We start from the raw sequence: 18,690 nt of genomic DNA on the forward strand, positions 1-18,690 counted from the left end.
TGTTCCGATGTCAGCATACCCTAACTCGACTGGTCAAGAACGTGGCACAGCCCCGTCTTTGGTGTCCAACACCCCGGCCACGAGACCGGTAGCCCAATCGAGCAGTTCCTGACCTGCCAGAGACTGCCCCCCGATCCGCGCGGTAGTCGGTTTGGGAACCATGACAAGCCCAGCCGTCTCCTTGACCACTGACCCCGGATACAGCCTCTTGAGTCGCATCACGCGCGACTCCGGCAAATGGACCGGGAAAAACCGGATGTTACGTCCCGACGGGACCACCTCGTGGATACCTGCCCTGCGACACATGAGACGGAACCGAGCCACCCCGAGGAGGGCCTGTACCGGCTCGGGCATCGGACCGTAGCGATCGACGAGCTCGGCGGCGATGGCGTCGACCTCCTCGTCGCTGCGCACCTCGGCCAACCTCTTGTACATCTCCAGACGAAGCCGCTCGGTCTCGACGTACTCAACTGGCAGGTTGGCGTCGACCGGGAGTTCGATGCGCATTTCGGGTTCGTCGGCGGCACTGGCGTCACCACGGAACTCCGCGACGGCGTCACCCACCAGACGGATGTAGAGATCAAATCCGACGTCAGCGATGTGACCGGACTGCTCGCCGCCCAACAGGTTTCCGGCGCCGCGAATCTCGAGATCCTTCATGGCGATAGCCATACCGGCACCCAGATCGGTATGGGCGGCCATCGTCGCCAGGCGATCGTGGGCGGTCTGGGAGAGCGGCTTGTCAGCCGGGTAGAGGAAGTAGGCATAGCCACGCTCACGGGAACGGCCGACACGCCCGCGCAACTGGTGTAGCTGGGACAACCCCATGCGGTCCGCGCGGTCGATGAGCAGGGTGTTGGCCGTGGAGATGTCGATACCCGACTCGACGATGGTGGTGCAGACCAGCACATCGGCGCGACGCTCCCAGAAGTCCACCATGATCTGCTCGAGCTGCTTCTCGTTCATCTGGCCGTGGGCGGTGACGATCCGTGCCTCCGGGACGAGCTCGCGCAGTTTGGCCGCCGTCTTCTCGATGGACTGCACCCGGTTGTGGATGTAGAAGACCTGACCCTCACGAGCCAACTCGCGACGGATGGCCGCAACCACCTGACCCTCGTCGTAGGGACCGGCGAAGGTGAGCACCGGATGACGCTCCTCCGGCGGCGTGGCGATCGTGCTCATCTCACGGATACCGGTCACCGCCATTTCCAGGGTGCGCGGGATCGGGGTGGCGCTCATCGCCAGCACGTCGACGTTGACCCTCATGCGCTTGAGGGCCTCCTTGTGCTCGACACCGAAGCGCTGTTCCTCGTCGACGATGACCAGGCCGAGATCCTTGAACTCGACCTCCTTGGCCAGTAGGCGATGGGTGCCGACGACGACGTCAACCGTGCCGCGCTTGATCCCCTCCAAGGTCTCGCGAGCCTCGGCATCGGTCTGGAATCGAGACAGGGCCGCGACCTTGACCGGGAACCCCGCGTATCGCTCGGTGAAGGTCTGGAAGTGCTGCTGCACCAAAAGGGTAGTTGGCACCAGCACGGCCACCTGTTTGCCGTCCTGGACGGCCTTGAAGGCAGCGCGCACCGCGATCTCAGTCTTGCCGTAACCGACGTCGCCACAGACCAGGCGGTCCATCGGGACGACCTGTTCCATGTCGTGCTTGACGTCGGCGATGGTGGTGAGCTGATCAGGGGTCTCGACGTAGGCGAAGGCGTCCTCCAGCTCCCGCTGCCAGGCGGTGTCGGGGCCGAAGGCGTGGCCCTTGGTGGCCTGCCGGGCGGCATAGAGCTTGATGAGTTCAGCGGCGATCTCACGGACCGCCTTGCGGGCACGAAACTTGCGCTTGCGCCAGTCGGCGCCACCCATCCGGTCCAGACTGGGAGCATCACCACCGACATAGCGGGTCACCTGGTCCAGAGAGTTGACGGGGACGAAGAGACGGTCGCCGGGCTGACCCTTCTTGGAGGGGGCGTACTCGATGACGAGGTACTCGCGGGTAGCACCACCGACGGTGCGCTGCACCATCTCCACGTATCGGCCCACACCGTGCTGCTCATGGACGACGAGGTCGCCGGACTTGAGCTCAAGCGGCTGGATCTGATTGCGACGGCGTCGGGGCATGCGCCGCTCGCCACTGACGGCTGGGTCCTGGGAGTCAGCGAGGTCTCCGGTGGAAGCCACCAACAATTTGAGGGAATCCGCGGCGAAACCATGACGCTGATGCAGCCGGACGACCTGGACGCATGGCTCGGTGATGTCGGCGTCGACCTCGTCGACCAGCTTGGCCGCGACGTGATGTTCACCGAGCAGCTCCGCCATGCGCTTGGCGATGCCCTCACCCTCGGCACACAGCACGACCGTCCAGCCCTCACCGAGTCTGGTGGTGAGATCCTTGACGGCCGCCTCCACGTCTCCGCGCCACGGTTCGACAGCCTCCAAGTGCGGGGTGACGGTGTGCGGGGCGGTCGTGACGTCGTCGTCAGCGAGAACATCCGTAGCAGGGTCGTCCAGGGCGAAGGAGGACATCGACCACCACGCCATGCCGCGCTCCAGGCAGTGGGCCCTCACGTGGGACAGGCTGCGGTACCCCGAGGCCGCCAGGTCGATCGGGGCCTGGCCACCACCGGCGGCAGCCGCCCACCCGGCTCCCAGGAATTCTTCGGAGGTGCGGACCAGGTCCGCTGCCCGGGAGCGCACCATCTCGGGGTCCGAGAGGATGACCATGGCGTACTCGGGAAGGACGTCGACGAGCAGCTCCATCTCGTCGACCAGGGCTGGCATGAGGGCCTCCATCCCCTCAACCGCCTGGCCGTCGGCAATCCGCTCCAGCATGTCCGCCAGCTCGGGGTGGTTCGGCAGCAGCGTCTTGGCCCGGGAACGGACCTCATCGGTGAGAATGAGCTCGCGGCACGGAGTACACATGAGCTCCTGGTGGGTTTCGTCGGTAGATCGCTGATCAGCCACCGCGAAGGAGGTCATCTCCTCAATCTCGTCACCGAAGAAATCGATACGAACCGGGTGCTCCAGCACCGGCGGGAAGACATCGACGATGCCGCCGCGTACCGCGAATTCGCCTCGGCGTTCCACCATGTCAACCCGACTGTAAGCAGCGTTGACGAGCTCGGTCGCCAGCACGCTGAGATCGTGCTCCTCCCCCACGGCCAGGCGCACCGGCTTGATGCGACCCAACCCAGCCACCTGGGGCTGAAGCAGGGATCGCACCGGGGCGACGACGATCTGCGGCACCTCTCCCTCAGTGCCACACAACCGACGCAGCACCTCCATCCGTCGACCAACGGTGTCAGTGCGCGGGCTCAACCTCTCGTGGGGCAGTGTCTCCCAGGATGGGTAGTAACAGACGTCATCGGGGCCGAGCCACGTCTCCAGGGTGGCCACCGACTCTTCAGCCTCCCGGAAGGTGCTCGTCACCAACAGCACCGGCAACCGTCCGGAACCAGTGAGCGCCTGGCTGAGCACAGCCGCCACGGCCGGACGGGCAGACGGAGCCACCTGCAGGTCGAGAGTGGGGATACGCCGGGTCAAAGCATCCTCCACGGACTGGGAGAGCACCGGCTCGCGGGAGAGAAGGGAGATCAATCCGCCAGAAGTCACCAAAACAGGGTACGTGGTGGCACCGACAGCTACCCGCCCGTCACGTTCTGGGCTGTTCTCCCTGGCCCACCAACCCATAGCATGACGACGTGAGCACCCCACCGATCCAGTACCCAGTCGTCCCCAAACCCGTTCGACGCGGCGGAGTCCTGCCGATGATCATCACGGTTCTGGGAGCGATCGTCATCCTCCTCATGGTGGCCGTCATCAGCACAGGATCGCCGGCATATTTCATCGTCGGCACGATCCCCTCGACCGTGGCCCTCGTCATGTGCCTGCTGTGCTACCGATGGCTCGACAAGTGGGAGCCGGAGCCCACCCGTCTCACCGTGATGGCATTGATCTGGGGCGGGTCAGCGGCCGTCATCTTCTCCATGCTCGTCGAGGCAGCCATCCCTGCCAGTGACTTCGGCACCGCCGCCATCGTCGCGCCACTCGTCGAAGAGTTCGCCAAGGCCTCGGTCTTCGTGCTGCTCATCACTGGAGTGCGCAAGCTCGAGCTCACCTCTCTGACCGACCACATCTTTTACGCGGGGGTGTGCGCCCTGGGCTTCGCCTTCGTGGAGAACCTGGGGTATTTCGCGACCGCCGAGGGGACAGGAGACATCGTCGTCATGACCCTGGTGCGGACCGGGTTCGGCGTCTTCGGCCACCCGCTCTACACCACCGCGACGGCGGTCGGCGTCTGGGCCTGGCGCAACAAGGACGGATTCTGGAAGGTCATCTTGGGTTATCTCGTCGCCTGCCTGCTGCATGGTCTGTGGAACGGTGGCCCGACGCTCGTGGCAACCGCCATGGGGCTGGGTGTCAACGGCCAACTGACGGCAATGGTCCTCATCTACGTGGTGCTCTTCGTCCCGGTGTTCATCGGTACCGTCGTCATGACGACTCGTAACCGTCGCAAGGAGTCCGAGGCGGTTCGCTCCCAGCTCCCGCTCATGGTCGAGGCGGGCCTGGTGACTCCTGCCGAGGCGCAGATGGTCGCCGATCCGCGCAAGCGTCGCGCCGTGCTCGCTGATTCGGGCAAGCACGGTAGGGCAGCAAAGCGCAGCCAGGAACGGACCATCACTGCTGTCACGGAGGCCGCGCTCGCGCAGAACCGCATCGCCAAGGGTGAGGGCGGTCCCGAACTGGTGCGTCGACGTGACCAGCTCTCGGAATGGCTGCGGACCCGCCCCGACAAATTGGGCCAACTACCCTTCATGCCGCAGGTCCCACAGATGCAGCCTCCGGCGAATTGGTGAGAGTCAGGAATTGAAACGGTTCTGGGCCACCGTCAGCCCCTGGGTGATGATCGTCTCGACGGCGTCGGCAGCCAAGGCCACCTGAACGTCCATGTCAACGCGCTGCTTGGCAGGGACACGAGCCAATACCCAGTCGGCAGGGTCCTGACGGCCCGGAGGACGCCCGACGCCGACCCGCACTCGAATGAAGTCACCGGTGTGCACATGGGACCTGATGGACTTCAACCCGTTGTGTCCGTTGTCTCCACCACCACACTTGAGGCGCAGACGGCCAGGATCGAGATCAATCTCGTCATGGATGACGATGAGGCGGTCAGGGGTGATACCTGCGAAGTCCGCAACCTTGCGGACGGCGACCCCTGACTCATTCATGTAGGTGCGACTGCGCATCAGGGTGACGGTCTGGGTCTCCGAGGCCGGAACACCGAGACCAGCCGAGCCGATGCGGGTGCGAGCCAGCTCGGCCCCCTGCCCGCGGGCCGACGAGAGCTTCTCGCCGGCCCGACGGCACAACTCAGCGATGACGTCTGCCCCGACGTTGTGCCGGGTACCGTCATAGCGCGGGCCCGGGTTGCCGAGCCCGATCACGAGCCAGGAAGGGCTCACTCGTCCTCGGCCTTCTCCTCGCCCTCGGCGCCCTCACCCTCGGACTCCGCGTCCTCAACAGGTTCGGTCTCCGGGAAGACGACGGTGGCTGCAACGGCCTCAGGGTCACCCTTGAGGGTGGTGCCCTCGGGGAGCTTGAGGTCGCCGAGGTAGATGGTGGTACCGGCCTCGAGACCGGTGACGTCGATCTCGATGGACTCCGGGATGTTGAGCAGGTCAGCCTCGACCTCGATCTCGTTGAACTCGGTCATGGCGATGGTGCCAGGAGCAGACTCACCTGCGATACGCAGGGCGACGTTGACGTCAACCTTCTCGCCACGACGCACGGACAGCAGGTCGACGTGACGGACGAAGCCCTTGAGGACGTCACGCTGGACGTCCTTCGGCAGGGCGAGCTTGGGCTCCTTGCCCTCGATCTCGATCGACAGCAGCGGGTTCTCGGTACGCAGGGCGAGAAGGGTGGCGTGGCCCTCGAGGGTCACGTGGATCGGTTCGTGGTCGTGGCTGTACATGACGGCAGGGACCTTGCCGTCACGACGAATGCGACGGGCAGCGCCCTTACCGAACTCAGCGCGCTCTTCAGCCTTGAGGTGAATGATGTCTGCCATGGCAGTGTCTCCTTCTCGTTGACGTGAAACGGCTCGACGAGAGGATGCCCAATCGGGCGGCCAGTCGATCACGGACCTTGCGGTCCCTCGCCAAGCAAGGCCACTGTACGGCACGACGACGTCGTCCCCCAAATGCAAAGCCGCCCACAGCACAAGCGGTGCCATGGGCGGCTGAGCTCTCATGTCAGCGGAACAGGCTGGTGACCGACCCGTCCTCGAAGACCTCCTGGATCGCCTTTGCGATGAGCGGGGCGATGGACAACACCGTCATCGAGGGGATGTTGATGTCGTCACGAATCCTGAGGGTGTTGGTGACGATGAGCTCCTCGATCGGGGAGTTGTTGATGCGCTCGGCGGCAGGATCCGACAGGATCGGGTGAGTGGCGGCTGCGATGACGCGCTTGGCACCGTGCTTCTTGAGGGCCGAGGCTGCCTGGCACATCGTACCGGCGGTGTCGATCATGTCGTCAACGAGCAGGCAGGTCTTGCCCTCGACCTCACCCACGACCTCATGGGTGGTCGTCTCGTTGGCCTTGTTCGGGTCGCGACGCTTGTGGATGATGGCCAGCTGACAGCCAATCTTATCGGTCCACATGTCGGCCAGACGCACACGGCCGGCATCCGGGGAGACGACGACCATGTCGGAGTTGTCGTACTTGGAGGCGACGTAGTCGGCGAGCACCGGCAGGGCCCAGAGGTGATCGACCGGTCCGTCGAAGAATCCCTGGATCTGGGCAGCGTGCAGATCGACCGACATGATGCGGTCGGCGCCGGCGGCCTGGTAAAGGTCGGCCATGAGGCGAGCAGAGATGGGCTCGCGGCCCAAGTGCTTCTTGTCCTGGCGGGCGTAGGGGTAGAACGGGGAGACCACGGTGATGCGCTTGGCCGAGGCCCTCTTGAGGGCGTCGACCATGATGAGCTGTTCCATCATGGCCTCGTTCACCGGGGCGCTGTGGGACTGGATGACGAACGCGTCGCAGCCACGCACGGACTCCTGGAACTGCACGTAGATTTCGGAGTTGGCGTAGGTGACCTGACGCGAGGGGACGAGGTCGACGCCGAGTTCGGCGGCGATCTGCTCGGCAAGTTCGGGATAGGCCCGTCCTGAGCAGATCATGAGGTGCTTGTTGTTCGGACGGGTGGTTCCACTCACTGGTCAGCCTCCGGGCTAAGGGTGTCGTCTTGGCTGTCGGACGTGATGTCCGAGTCGGTGGCGGGAGCGGCGCACTCCCGGGAGAGAACGGATCCGACAACGACGGAGGATCCTGCAGTCACCTCGGAATCGTCGACGTAGGCCATGTGGGGTATGGCCGCCTCGGTTCCGACGTGGGTGTTCTTGGTCTCGACGAAGGCTCCGACCTTGGCGTCGCGGTCGAGGACGGAGCCGGGGCGGATGTTGGAGAACGGGCCGACGCGCACTCCCTCACCGACGACGGCGAGTGTGACCTCGGACCGAGTGACAGTGGCCCCTTCCCGAATCTCGGAGTCGGTGACGATGACATCCGGCCCGATGATGGCCGCGGAGGCGATCGTCGTGGCTCCGTTGAGGAAAACTCCTGGATACAAGGTGACGTCATTGCCGAGATCGACATCCGGCTGGATCCAGGTGGAGGACGGATCGATGACGGTGACCCCGGCGCGCATCCATGCGGTGACAACGCGTCGGTTGACCTCGGCATTCATGCGAGCCAGCTGAACCCGGTCGTTGACTCCCTCGGTCTGCCAGACGTCGTCAATACGGAAGGCGCCGACACGACCACGACCGGGGACCTCGATGGTGCCATCGGCAGCCATGGTGGCGACGTCGGTGAGGTAGTACTCACCCTGGGCGTTGTCGTTGGACAGCTTGGACACGCCGTCGCGCAGGGCCTCGGCGTCAAAGACGTAGATGCCGGAGTTGATCTCTCGGACGGCCCGCTGTGCCTCGTCGGCGTCCTTGTGTTCGACGATTCCGACGACGGCTTCCCCGTCACGTAGGATGCGCCCATATCCCGTGGGATCATCGACCTCGGCAGTGAGAACGGTGACGAGATTGCGACGCTCGCGGTGGACCTCGACCATCTGCCGGAGGGTTTCTCCGGTGAGCATGGGGACGTCGCCATAGGTGACGACGATCTCACCGTGAAGCTCGCCCAGGCCGTCAAGACCGCACGCGACAGCATGACCGGTGCCCTTCTGCTCGGCCTGAACCGCGGTGGTGACGTCGGGGGCGTCATCAGCCAGATGGGCCTCTACCTGATCGCGACGATGTCCGACGACCACGACGAGATGCTCTGGGTTGAGTCCGCGTGCCGCTCCTACGGCCCACGACAGCATGGGTCGACCGGCAACTTCGTGGAGCAGTTTAGACTTCGAGGACTTCATGCGGGTGCCACCGCCAGCAGCCAGCACGATGACGGCGGCCACTCCGTCGATCTCGGTTCGGTCAGTGGACGGGCTGGACGTCACGGTGCTCTCCCAGTTCGAATGCGGCATGCAGGGCCAACTGTAGCCGTCACGCGGTCGCACCGCACCGTGAGGAGGTACGACAGGGTAGATGAGCTCCCCGGGCAGGAGTCGAACCTGCGTCGCTGATCCTGATTCAAAGTCAGGCGGGCCCTGCCGGCAGACCAACCGGGGAACGCTCGGCAAACCGAGTCCCCCCAACCCTAGAGCATGGACCGCGATTCGGCCACGCAACGGGCCTGAGTAGGCTCGATGCCATGACGTCGACGCCCGCATCCCGACCTTCCAGGCACCCCCGGGCTCGGATGACCAGCGGACAGCGCCGCGAGCAGCTCATCAGCGTGGCGCGTCGTCTCTTCGCTGACAACGGCGTCGCGGGCACCTCCGTCGAGGAGATCGCTGCCACCGCAGGAGTTTCGAAACCCGTCGTCTACGAGCACTTCGGGTCCAAGGACGGGCTCTACGCCGTCGTCGTCGATCGGGAGGTGCGCCTGCTGCAGGACTCCCTCAATGCCGCGATGACCCGCCCGAAGCAGGGACCACGCCGCACCCTGGAGTCCGCGGTGCTGGCCCTGCTGGACTACATCGATGATCGCCCCGATGGATTTCGCATCATCTCCCGAGATTCCTCGGTCGGATCAACGACCGGCTCCTACGCCTCGATCCTTTCTGACGTCGCTTCCTGGGCGGAAGGGATTCTCGCCGACAACTTCAACCGTCACGGCTTCGACGCCTCCTTCTCACCCCTTTATGCCCCGGCACTCACCGGGATGGTGGGCATGGCAGGACAGGCCTGGATCGACACCCGGGAACCAGCCAAGGAAATCGTCGCCGCTCACCTCGTCGACCTGGCCTTCAACGGGCTGGCACGGGTGTCGGAAAACCCACGTCTCACCCGCCACAGCGAGCGGGAAGAGGATCAGTCCAGCTCTTCCTGACGAGCCAGCACCGCGCGCAGTCCCCGGCCCAGTTGCTCAACGGCCTGCGGGTCCATCGAGTCGAGGAGACGTCCCTCGGATTCCAACAAGGCTGCCAGAGCTCCGTCGACCCGATCTCGTCCGGCATCGGTGAGCTCGACGATGACCCCGCGACCGTCCTTGGGGTGAGGCAGACGATACACCAGGCCACGATCTGACAGTCTGGTAATCCGATTCGTCATCGTCCCCGAGGCGACCTCAAGCTCGCTGAGGAGCTGCCCGGGGCTGAGCTGATAGGGCTCCCCGGAGCGTCGCAGGGCTGCCAGGACGTCGAATTCCCAGCCCTCCAGGTCCCATTGTGAGAATGCCTTGGACCGGTCTCGATCAAGGCGACGTGCCAGCCTGGTGACGCGCGACCACACCTCCATCACCTCGACGGGCAGGTCGGGTCGCTCCCTCGCCCATGCCGCGATAATGACGTCGACGGCGTCCTTCGGGTCCTGGTGCTGGTGGGAGGTCGTCATGCGAAGCTCCCCACCGGCCCCGGCAACACCTGAGCGCCGGAGGCCGGGCCGCGGGCCGTCCTGGTGCGATTGACCTGCGGTAGGGCGGACACGGCCCCGCTGACCTTCTTGGCCCCGGCGGAGTCGCGCACGAGGAAGGCGCAGGTGGGTCCGGAACCCGAGACGAGAGCGGTAAGAGCTCCAGCTTCCTTCCCGACTTCCAGCACCTCGCCGAGTTCGGGACGCAGGTCAACAGCGGGGGCCTGAAGATCATTGCTCATGGTGGCCGCGACCGCGTCGAGATCTCCCCGCGTGAGGGCTGAGATGAGGTCGTTGGGAACTGACTCTCCCCCAGGGTTCCCGCCCATCTCGTCGAAACGTCGGTAGACGGCTGGGGTGGACAGTCCCTGGTTCGAGGTGGCGATGACCCAGTGATGACGGCCACGACAAATCACCGGAGCCAGACGGTCCCCTCGCCCTCGACCCAGCGCCACCCCGCCCATGAGGCAGAAGGGCACGTCGGAGCCTAGCTGCGCGGCCAGCGGCTGCAGACTCTCAGGAGAATCGGGAAGACGACACAGGGCGGCTGCGGCGAGCAGGGCTCCAGCGGCATCAGCGGACCCACCTGCCATGCCACCGGCGACAGGAATGGACTTGTCGATGTGAATATCGACGCCATGATCGCGCTCCCCCCGCTCCAGGGCGAATTCCTCACGCACCATCTCCACGGCCCGCCAGGCGAGGTTGGTCTCGTCAGTGGGAACCTGGTCGGCATCCTCTCCCGAGACGGTGAGGGTGATGCGTTTGTCGTCACGACGGGTCACCGTCACTTCGTCGTGAATCCCGATCGCCTCGAAGACCGTTGCCAGCGGGTGGAAACCGTCAGGCGCAAGGCTGCCGACCCCCAGCGCCAGATTGACCTTGGCGCTGACCCGCACCGTCACAGTCGTGGGACGGAGCAGGTCGAACGGATCGTCCATCATCATGTGCTTACCGTACCGGCAGAAGTTCACACCTGACCCGGATCGCCGAGGACACCGGCTTGGGCCAGCGCCTCTGCGACACGGGTCAACTCCACGATGCCAAGGGCTTCTCCCCGCACCGTCGGGTCGATCCCGGCAGAGCTGATGAGCTCAGAGGCAGCCATCGATCCGCCGCACAGCCCGGCCAGCGCTGATCTCAGCATCTTGCGACGGGACGCGAAGACCGCGTCAACCACGCGGAAGACCTGGGAGCGAGTGGCCTCAGGGGCTCGTCCATCGATCTGGGGGGGACGTCTCCTCGTGATCCGGACTAACCCGGAATCCACGTTGGGCACCGGCCAGAAAACCGTCGGGGCGACATTTCCCACCCGGGTCGCCTCGGCATACCAGGCCAGTTTGGCGCTGGGGACCCCGTAGATCTTGGACCCCGGAACGGCCACCAGACGGTCGGCCACCTCCGACTGCACCATGACGACACCCGTCGACCATTGCGGACAGATCGCCAGCATGTGCAGCAACACCGGGACAGCGACGTTGTAGGGCAGGTTCGCCACCAACGCGGTCGGATCGGCACCGGGGACGGCATCGACGTCGAGGGCGTCGGAGAGGATGACCTCCAGCCTGTCGGCAGCCTCGGGCATCCGCTCGGCGACGGTGTCGGGCAGCTGGTTGGCCAGCACCTCGTCAATCTCGACGGTGATGACTTGGGCACCGGTCTCCAACAACCCGAGGGTTAGCGACCCCAGGCCTGGGCCGACCTCGATGACACGGTCATCGGGACCCACGTGGGCCAGGGACACGATGCGGCGCACCGTGTTGGCGTCGTGGACGAAGTTCTGCCCCCGGGTTTTCGTCGGTCTCAGGCCGATCTGACCGGCAATGCGTCGGATCGACGCGGGATCGAGCAATCCGGTTTCGGTCACCAGGCACCTCCATAAGCGGAAAAGGCGTTGTCAGTGAGCTGTTGGCAGGCGCGCGTCTCGTCCCACCCACGCTGCTGTGCCACGAAACGGGCGGTGTGCGGCAGCAGATAGGGACCGTTGCGCTTGCCGCGGCGTGGCACCGGGGTCAGGAACGGTGCGTCGGTCTCGACGAGGATGCGGTCGTCGGGAGCGATCGCCAGGGCGTCGCGCTGAGGGCCGGCAGAGTTGAAAGTGATCGTCCCGGAGAACGACAGGTATGCCCCGTGCCCCAGGCAGATCCGGGCCAGGTCGGCATCACCGGAATAGCAGTGCATGATGACCCGCTCCGGCCAACCTTCTGAGTCGAGAACGTCGACGACGTCTTCGTGGGCCTGTCGGCCCTGGGTCGGACCGTCTCCCTCACCACCGTTGCGGGCATCACGCATGTGGATCGCAAGGGTGAGACCGTGCTCATGGGCCAGGGCGATGTGGGCGGCGAAGACCTCCCGTTGGAGGGCCTGGCCCTCGTCGTCAGTCGTGCCGAAGTGGTCGATGCCAGTCTCGCCGATGGCCCGGACGTGGTCGCCGGCGCTGGCAAGGTCATCGATGCGCTTGAGGGCATCGCCGATCTTCTTGCGTCCCAGACGGGCGGCGTCATTGGGATGGATCGCCACCGCCGCAATGACGTTCTTGTGGGTTCGCGCCAGTTCCTCGGCGAACTCGGACCCCTCCACGTCGCACCCGATTTGAGCAATGTGGGTTACCCCGACCTCACGAGCGGCGGCCAGACTGATGGCGGGATCGAGGTGGACGATGTCGGCCACCGTGTCGAGGTGGGTGTGGGAGTCCACCAGAGGGGCGGCCAATGGCTCGGGCAGGGGCGGCAGGCCAGCCTCGGCCAGTACCTCACGGATGGCTTCGTTCACGATTCCTCCTGGTCGGTCGAGGCATTCTGGACGGCGTCGTAGAGCTCATGTCGGTCGACACCGGTGGCCCGTGCTACCTGGGCGCTGGCCTTGGACGGCTTGATTCCGTCGTCGGCGAGGTCAGCGACCATCTCGACGGCCTCGTCAAGACTCACGGAGTTCCCCCTGGCTCCCTCGATGACGATGGTGATCTCGCCGCGGGCGTTCTCACGAGCCCATTCAGCCAGCTCTGCCAGACCGCCGCGACGAACCTCCTCGTAGGTCTTCGTCAATTCCCGGCACACCGCAGCGCGTCGGTCGGTGCCGAGGATCTCAGCGGCATCGTCGAGCAGATCGGCGAGCCGATGGGGAGCCTCGTAGACGACAGTGGTGCGCGGTTCGTCGGCAAGTTCAGCCAGACGACGCCGCCTCTCCCCCGATTTGCGCGGCAGGAATCCCTCGAAGCAGAACCTGTCAGTCGGCATTCCCGAGATCGCCAGGGCGGTCGTCACGGCAGTCGGACCGGGCACCGAGGTGACGACGATGTCGTGCTCGATGGCAGCGGTGACGAGCCGGTATCCCGGGTCAGAGACTGAGGGCATTCCGGCATCGGTGGCCACCACGACGTCATCACCGTCGAGGAGACACTCGATGAGCTCGGAGGTTCGGGCCACTTCGTTGCCCTCGAAGTAGGACACCACCCGGGCAGAGGTCTCGACGTCAAGGCGGCGCAACAGGTCGCGTAGTCGCCGGGTGTCCTCGGCTGCGATGATGCGGGCGTCACGCAGGGTCTCGACGAGGGCAGGCGAGGCGCTACGGCGATCCCCGATGGGAGTGCCCGCAAGGATGACTCGTCCCGATTGTGCCTGGTTCACCTGACCATCGTCCCACGCCGGACCGACGGTGGCGTCCCACCGACCCTCTACCATGGCGATGTGGCAGCAGCGAGAAGATCCTTGTCGACCATCGAGCGTCTCGACGACGGTCGAATGACCGACGAGTACACGAGCTGGGTCGTCACGGCCCTCATCACCGCAGTGGCTTTTCTGCTGCGGGTGTGGAATGTCGGCTTTCCCAGGAACCTCGTCTTCGACGAGACCTACTACCCCAAGGATTCCTGGACGATGCTCCAGCAGGGGTACGAGGGCACCTGGCCCGACGCCGCGAAGGCCAATGCTGACATCGTCAACGGGATCACGAGCACCTGGACACCCGACGCCGAGTTCGTCGTCCATCCCCCGATGGGAAAGTGGCTCATCGCGATCGGGGAACACCTGTTCGGTTTCAATTCCTTCGGTTGGAGATTCGCCTCCGTGGTCTTCGGGTCCCTGCTCGTCCTCATGACGATCCGGCTGGCTCGACGTCTCTCCCGATCCACAATGGTGGGTGCCATTGCTGGCATCCTGCTCACCCTCGACGGCCTGGCCTTCGTCATGAGCCGGGTCGGACTGCTCGACATCTTCCAGGCCTTCTTCCTGGTGGCGGGCGTCTCCGCGGTGGCAGCTGACCGGGACTGGTTCCGTCATCGTCTGGCAGCTCACCTGAGGGCCGTCGGCACACCCCATCTTGATGGGGTGTTCGGTCCAGCTCTGGGGTGGCGGCCGTGGCGCCTGGTGGCAGGGGTCATGTTCGGTCTGGCCTGCGCCACCAAGTGGAATTCCGTGTTCGTGCTGGCGACGATGGGCATCGTCTCGGTCATCTGGGACTGGTCGGCGCGTCGACTGGCCGGTGCTGGCAAGAAGGCTTGGTGGTCCTTCCTGCGCGACGGGATACCGGCCTTCCTCTACATGGTCGTCGTGGCCGTGGGCAGCTACATCGCCACGTGGGCACGGTGGCTCTCGGTCTACCCACACATGGTCTTCGGAAAGTCCTGGGCTGGCCCGAATCCTGATCCGGGTCTGTCGAAAGTGACCGGAAAGCCCTTGGCCGCGCTGTGGGACTATCACCAGCAGATGTACGACTTCCACACCGGCTCATACATGATGACGCAGACCCACGTCTACGCCTCGAATCCATCCGGCTGGTTGATCAATCAGCGACCGCTCGGGATTGACGCCGTCAACGACATCAAGCCTGGACAACAAGGTTGCGAGGCCGTCGGTGACACCTGCCTACGTGTCATCTCCGCGACCGGAACCCCCGTGCTGTGGTGGTTCGCAGCACTCGCCCTCGTGGCCGCGGTGATCTGGTGGATCTTCGCCCGTGACTGGCGGTTCACCCTGCCGATCGTCGCCATGATGTCGACGTGGATCCCGTGGTTCCGCTACGACAACCGTCCGTTGTTCTTCTTCTACGCCATCTGCATCATTCCGTTCACAGTGACGATCCTGGCGATCTGGCTCGGTCAGATCCTTGGCCCGGCCAAGGCCACCAGCCGACGCCGCATCGGTGCAATCGTCGTTGGCACGGTCATGGCCCTGGTCGCGGCCGATTTCGCCTTCATCTATCCCATCCTCACCGACAGCCTCATGACCCGAAAGGCATGGCTGGCACGGATGTGGTTCCGCTCCTGGATCTGAGTCGGTCATCGGACGCCCGACGGGGATTTGCTCGTCGAACAGATACGCTGAGGGTCCGGAAGGGAACCAACCCGGAAGGACGCCCATGATCTGGAAGCTGCACAACGGCGGTGTACTGGAGCCAGGTGAGGTGGTGGCTCCCGACGAGAGGCTCGGATGGGGACGAACCATCGGGCTGGGAGCCCAGCACGTGGTGGCGATGTTCGGGGCAACTTTCGTCTTCCCCGTCCTCATGGGCCTCAACCCGCAACTGGCAGTGATGATGTCGGGTGTCGCGACCCTCGTCTTCATCTTCGTCACCAAGCATGAGGTGCCGTCCTACCTCGGCTCCTCGGCAGCCTTCCCCGGCGTGGCGACGGCCATCTACGCCTCCGGCGGCAAACCCAATGACGTCTCGGGCGCCCTGTTGTGCGTGGGCCTGACCCTCTTCATCTGCGGCATCATCATCCAGGCAGCCGGTTCGCGTGTGGTGCACAAGGTGCTGCCGCCGACGGTGACTGGCGCCGTCGTCATGCTCATCGGCTTCAACCTCGCCCCGGTGGTTGCCAAGACCTACTGGCCCACCGATCAGTGGACCGCACTCATCGTCATGTTGCTGGTCATCGCACTGTCGGTGGGACCGCGCGGATTCATCTCCCGCATCGCCATTTTCCTGGCCTTGGTCATCGGTTACGTGTTGTCGTGGATCGAAGATCTGGTGTTCGGTCCACTGCATCATGCCGACGGCGGCGTCGCACCGCGAGTGGACTGGTCGGTCGTGCATGACTCGGCATGGTTCGGCCTGCCCCCGGTGACGAACCTGGACACGTGGAAGTATCTGCCCCAAGCCCAGAACGGATCCCATTACGCAGCCACCAACGTCGTCGGGTTCCACCTTCCGACCTTCCACCTGGCCTTCATCCTGTTGGCCCTGCCGGTCGTCATCGCCCTCATCGCCGAAAACACCGGTCACGTCAAGGCCGTTGCCGAGATGACCGGCACGAACCTCGATCACCAGGTCGGACGAGCGGTCGCCGCTGACGGTGCGACCTCCATGCTGGCCACCTTCCTCGGCGCGGGCCCGACGACAACCTACTCGGAGAACATCGGTGTGATGGCAGCGACGAGGGTGTACTCCACAGCCGCCTATGTGGTGGCTGCGGTCGTGGCGATCCTGTTCGGCTTCTCCCCCAAGTTCGGTGCCGTCATCTCGGCAACTCCCGGTGGGGTACTGGGCGGCATCACCGTCGTCCTCTACGGCATGATCGGCTTGCTGGGTGCCAAGATCTGGAAGGAGAACAACGTCGATTTCGGCAATCCGGTGAACCTCGTCCCGGTGGCAGCCGGCATCATCATCGGCGTCGGTGACGTCTCGCTGAAGTTCAGCGACTCCTTCACCCTGGGCGGCATCGCCCTGGGCACCATCGTCACAGTCGGCGTCTATCACCTCGCCAAGTGGCTCGCACCCAACGAGCTGTCCGACGCGGCCGGAGGCACGAACATCATCCTCGACACTCCTGGCATGTACGTTGACGACGACACCCCCGACGACCGTCGTCGTCGTGAGGGGAGATCGACGCCGTACGCAGTAGGCTTGCGGCCCAGATGACGGAGGAGGCGATCGATGGCAGCAACACCCCAGCCAAGGAACACCACGCCAACCAGCGCGAGAACCCACGGCGGCACCTCACCGGTGGCGACCGGACCGATCGCCGACACCAAACCCGGCATCGTCGACATCAAGTGGTTCGAGCAGGGAGTCCCGGCCGACCCGGAACACCAGGCTGACATCGAAGCGACGCTGTCCTGGCTGGACGGCCACCCCGAGCGACTGGGAATCATCGTCGAGCAGAGTCCGAACCGGACCCAGATCAAGCGCCTTGTCGACCTCATGCGCCTCGACCCACTACTGGCCGAGGACCTGGTGGAAGGCCACCAGCGTCCCAAGCTGGAACGCCACGGGGATGCCCTGTTCCTGGTGTTGCACCCGCCGTTCTACATCGACTCAATGGAGGATGTGGCCTTCGTCGAGGCCGAGGTCATCAAGCAGCGCAACTGCGTCGTCGTCATCGTGCAACGCATCCCTGACGAGTTGTCGAGCCTGAGGTGGACCCCGCGTCTTCCCAGTGCTCCGGAATTGCTGCGTCATGGGCCGGAGTCAGTGCTTTACACCATCCTCGACGGTGTCGTTGATCAGACCTTTCCCGTCATCAGTGGCATCCAGTTCGACATCGAGCAGATCGAGAGGCAGGTCTTCAGCGGGGACTCTGCGGCCCCCGAGCGCATCTACCGCTTGTCCCGAGAAGCTATCGACCTGCAGCACGCCACCAACCCACTCATTCCCATCATTGCCGCTCTCAGGGCTGGATCGGCCAAGCACCAAGTGCCCCCAGAATTGCAGGCATATCTGGCCGACGTCGCCGACCACTTGGCCCGAATCTCCTCGCAAATCACCGATATCCGGGAGTTGCTCACCCAGATCCTCACCGTGAATGCGACCCTCGTCGACCAGCGATCCAACGAGGACCTCAAAATTATTTCTGGGTGGGCAGCGATCCTCGTCGTCCCCACCCTGATCGGGTCGATTTATGGTATGAACTTCGACAATATGCCTGAGTTGCACTGGCGATTTGGCTATCTCTACTCCATACTCGCCATGGTGGCGAGCAGTGTGATTCTCTACGTCATCTTCCGTAGGAACAATTGGCTGTAGGCCTGGAGGACGGAGCCACGGGCCATACCTCCATGACCACGATCCATCATGGGAGAAGTTTCCGCGGGAGTCGCACGGAACGAGACGCGGCTGAGCGGGCATATTCGCCGACCGCTTTTACTTGGTACGGGTCACGCCGATAAGAGCCGCCAGAGGCCCGAGGCTTCGATTCCTCCACCGTGGGGGCGTGGTCGCCCTTCCTCGGCCGTCATCGTCGAAGCCGGGACCATCGACCTGGCGACTGCGTCGTCACGGGCTCGAGGGCTCCATCTTGGGCGACGCCCCAGTCTCCGGTACCAGTTTCGCTGCTGCCGGGATGCTCGCCCCGGTCTCCGAGGCCGTCTGGGACCAACCGGCCCGCTACCCGCTGATGGTGGAGTCGGGTATCGAGAGGGTTCCACCTTCGTCTGCGCTGAGGATTCTGCCGATCATCAAACCCTCAATGAACTGCTGGAACTCCAGCACCGGATGGGCATGGACATCAACCGAATCAGCGTCTATCAGGCACGCGTGGCAGAACCAGCACTGGGCCCAGGATGCGTCGAGGCTGTCGCCATGCCTGGCGATCACCAAATCGATCCCCAGCGGCTGTGCAGTGCCATCCTGGAGATCCTTGGTGACCGGATCGTGCCTACCCGAGCCAGTGAGGTTCTCTTCGATGAGAATCATCGCGCGATTGGTCTGCGTGGTGCCGACGGCAGAAGCTAGCACGTCGGTCACGTCGTATTCGCGACCGGGATAGAAACCGGTGCGA

Annotated in this window: 16 protein-coding genes and 1 tRNA gene; 6 read left to right on the forward strand and 11 right to left on the reverse strand. The window is 64.5% G+C overall.

Translation table 11 applies throughout. The annotated features are described in order from the left end of the window. Nucleotides 1-33 precede the first annotated feature (33 nt). Nucleotides 34-3,690: a transcription-repair coupling factor gene (mfd, locus tag ACUCCZ_RS08105; protein WP_435917084.1), complete on the reverse strand. Its 3,657-nt coding sequence runs from the start codon at nt 3,688-3,690 to the stop codon at nt 34-36. 26 nt (nt 3,691-3,716) lie between these two features. Here mfd and ACUCCZ_RS08110 point away from each other — a divergent pair, with 26 nt between their 5' ends. Continuing rightward, nucleotides 3,717-4,856 (forward strand): PrsW family intramembrane metalloprotease, encoded by a 1,140-nt coding sequence (locus tag ACUCCZ_RS08110; protein WP_435917362.1) that lies wholly within the window; start codon nt 3,717-3,719, stop codon nt 4,854-4,856. A 3-nt stretch (nt 4,857-4,859) separates the two neighbouring features. Here the strand turns inward: ACUCCZ_RS08110 and pth are convergent, their stop codons facing one another. The 5 genes from pth to ACUCCZ_RS08135 form a co-directional block, all read right to left on the reverse strand. Next, entirely contained in the window at nt 4,860-5,462 is a 603-nt protein-coding gene (gene pth, locus ACUCCZ_RS08115) for an aminoacyl-tRNA hydrolase (protein ID WP_435917085.1), read from the reverse strand. Next, nucleotides 5,459-6,070 carry a 50S ribosomal protein L25/general stress protein Ctc gene (locus ACUCCZ_RS08120; RefSeq protein WP_435917086.1) on the reverse strand — a complete coding sequence of 204 codons (612 nt, stop codon included), beginning with the start codon at nt 6,068-6,070 and terminating at the stop codon, nt 5,459-5,461. Before ACUCCZ_RS08120 ends, pth begins: the two co-directional genes overlap by 4 nt. A gap of 184 nt (nt 6,071-6,254) precedes the next feature. After that, nucleotides 6,255-7,187 carry a ribose-phosphate diphosphokinase gene (locus ACUCCZ_RS08125; protein WP_462981570.1) on the reverse strand — a complete coding sequence of 311 codons (933 nt, stop codon included), beginning with the start codon at nt 7,185-7,187 and terminating at the stop codon, nt 6,255-6,257. Between the two features lie 32 nt (nt 7,188-7,219). Then, entirely contained in the window at nt 7,220-8,518 is a 1,299-nt protein-coding gene (glmU, locus tag ACUCCZ_RS08130) for a bifunctional UDP-N-acetylglucosamine diphosphorylase/glucosamine-1-phosphate N-acetyltransferase GlmU (RefSeq protein ID WP_435917363.1), read from the reverse strand. A 93-nt stretch (nt 8,519-8,611) separates the two neighbouring features. Then, nucleotides 8,612-8,690 (reverse strand) — tRNA-Gln (locus ACUCCZ_RS08135). 130 nt (nt 8,691-8,820) lie between these two features. Here ACUCCZ_RS08135 and ACUCCZ_RS08140 point away from each other — a divergent pair. Next, on the forward strand, nt 8,821-9,453 hold the full coding sequence (locus tag ACUCCZ_RS08140) for a TetR/AcrR family transcriptional regulator (RefSeq protein WP_015583165.1): 633 nt from the start codon (nt 8,821-8,823) through the stop codon (nt 9,451-9,453). On the opposite strand, the gene ACUCCZ_RS08145 is transcribed toward ACUCCZ_RS08140, so the two are convergent. From ACUCCZ_RS08145 to rsmI, 5 genes are read right to left on the reverse strand one after another with little or no spacing between them, the layout of a single operon-like run. Then, on the reverse strand, nt 9,435-9,956 hold the full coding sequence (locus ACUCCZ_RS08145; RefSeq protein ID WP_435917088.1) for a MarR family winged helix-turn-helix transcriptional regulator: 522 nt from the start codon (nt 9,954-9,956) through the stop codon (nt 9,435-9,437). The two genes, ACUCCZ_RS08140 and ACUCCZ_RS08145, sit on opposite strands and share 19 nt — an antisense overlap. After that, entirely contained in the window at nt 9,953-10,921 is a 969-nt protein-coding gene (locus ACUCCZ_RS08150) for a 4-(cytidine 5'-diphospho)-2-C-methyl-D-erythritol kinase (RefSeq protein WP_435917089.1), read from the reverse strand. The genes ACUCCZ_RS08145 and ACUCCZ_RS08150 overlap by 4 nt, the downstream gene beginning before the upstream one ends. Before the next feature lie 23 nt (nt 10,922-10,944). Next, a complete protein-coding gene (gene rsmA, locus ACUCCZ_RS08155; protein WP_435917090.1) occupies nt 10,945-11,841 on the reverse strand; it encodes a 16S rRNA (adenine(1518)-N(6)/adenine(1519)-N(6))-dimethyltransferase RsmA in 897 nt (298 codons plus the stop codon). Then, nucleotides 11,838-12,746 carry a TatD family hydrolase gene (locus ACUCCZ_RS08160; RefSeq protein WP_065673643.1) on the reverse strand — a complete coding sequence of 303 codons (909 nt, stop codon included), beginning with the start codon at nt 12,744-12,746 and terminating at the stop codon, nt 11,838-11,840. Before ACUCCZ_RS08160 ends, rsmA begins: the two co-directional genes overlap by 4 nt. After that, nucleotides 12,743-13,600 carry a 16S rRNA (cytidine(1402)-2'-O)-methyltransferase gene (rsmI, locus tag ACUCCZ_RS08165; RefSeq protein ID WP_435917091.1) on the reverse strand — a complete coding sequence of 286 codons (858 nt, stop codon included), beginning with the start codon at nt 13,598-13,600 and terminating at the stop codon, nt 12,743-12,745. The genes ACUCCZ_RS08160 and rsmI overlap by 4 nt, the downstream gene beginning before the upstream one ends. Before the next feature lie 114 nt (nt 13,601-13,714). Between rsmI and ACUCCZ_RS08170 the strand changes: the two genes are divergently transcribed. The 4 genes from ACUCCZ_RS08170 to ACUCCZ_RS08185 all read left to right on the forward strand — a co-directional run bounded on the left by ACUCCZ_RS08170 (nt 13,715) and on the right by ACUCCZ_RS08185 (nt 18,644). Beyond that, entirely contained in the window at nt 13,715-15,244 is a 1,530-nt protein-coding gene (locus tag ACUCCZ_RS08170; RefSeq protein WP_435917364.1) for a dolichyl-phosphate-mannose--protein mannosyltransferase, read from the forward strand. Between the two features lie 85 nt (nt 15,245-15,329). After that, a complete protein-coding gene (locus ACUCCZ_RS08175) occupies nt 15,330-16,832 on the forward strand; it encodes a uracil-xanthine permease family protein (RefSeq protein ID WP_435917092.1) in 1,503 nt (500 codons plus the stop codon). 84 nt (nt 16,833-16,916) lie between these two features. After that, on the forward strand, nt 16,917-17,936 hold the full coding sequence (locus ACUCCZ_RS08180; RefSeq protein ID WP_435917365.1) for a magnesium and cobalt transport protein CorA: 1,020 nt from the start codon (nt 16,917-16,919) through the stop codon (nt 17,934-17,936). A gap of 48 nt (nt 17,937-17,984) precedes the next feature. Further along, entirely contained in the window at nt 17,985-18,644 is a 660-nt protein-coding gene (locus ACUCCZ_RS08185) for an FAD-dependent oxidoreductase (protein ID WP_435917093.1), read from the forward strand. Nucleotides 18,645-18,690: the final 46 nt, after the last annotated feature.

The sequence above is a fragment of the Cutibacterium nasicola genome (genome assembly GCF_052654715.2).

What these genes read in the sequence shown, in the direction of transcription:
- mfd (WP_435917084.1), bottom strand. Translation starts at nt 3,690, where the DNA reads ATGGGTTGGTGGGCCAGGGAGAACAGCCCAGAACGTGACGGGCGGGTA.
- ACUCCZ_RS08120 (WP_435917086.1), bottom strand. Translation starts at nt 6,070, where the DNA reads ATGGCAGACATCATTCACCTCAAGGCTGAAGAGCGCGCTGAGTTCGGT.
- ACUCCZ_RS08125 (WP_462981570.1), bottom strand. Translation starts at nt 7,187, where the DNA reads ATGATCTGCTCAGGACGGGCCTATCCCGAACTTGCCGAGCAGATCGCC.
- ACUCCZ_RS08140 (WP_015583165.1), top strand. Translation starts at nt 8,821, where the DNA reads ATGACCAGCGGACAGCGCCGCGAGCAGCTCATCAGCGTGGCGCGTCGT.
- ACUCCZ_RS08145 (WP_435917088.1), bottom strand. Translation starts at nt 9,956, where the DNA reads ATGACGACCTCCCACCAGCACCAGGACCCGAAGGACGCCGTCGACGTC.
- ACUCCZ_RS08150 (WP_435917089.1), bottom strand. Translation starts at nt 10,921, where the DNA reads ATGATGATGGACGATCCGTTCGACCTGCTCCGTCCCACGACTGTGACG.
- ACUCCZ_RS08170 (WP_435917364.1), top strand. Translation starts at nt 13,715, where the DNA reads ATGACCGACGAGTACACGAGCTGGGTCGTCACGGCCCTCATCACCGCA.
- ACUCCZ_RS08175 (WP_435917092.1), top strand. Translation starts at nt 15,330, where the DNA reads ATGATCTGGAAGCTGCACAACGGCGGTGTACTGGAGCCAGGTGAGGTG.
- ACUCCZ_RS08185 (WP_435917093.1), top strand. Translation starts at nt 17,985, where the DNA reads ATGGGAGAAGTTTCCGCGGGAGTCGCACGGAACGAGACGCGGCTGAGC.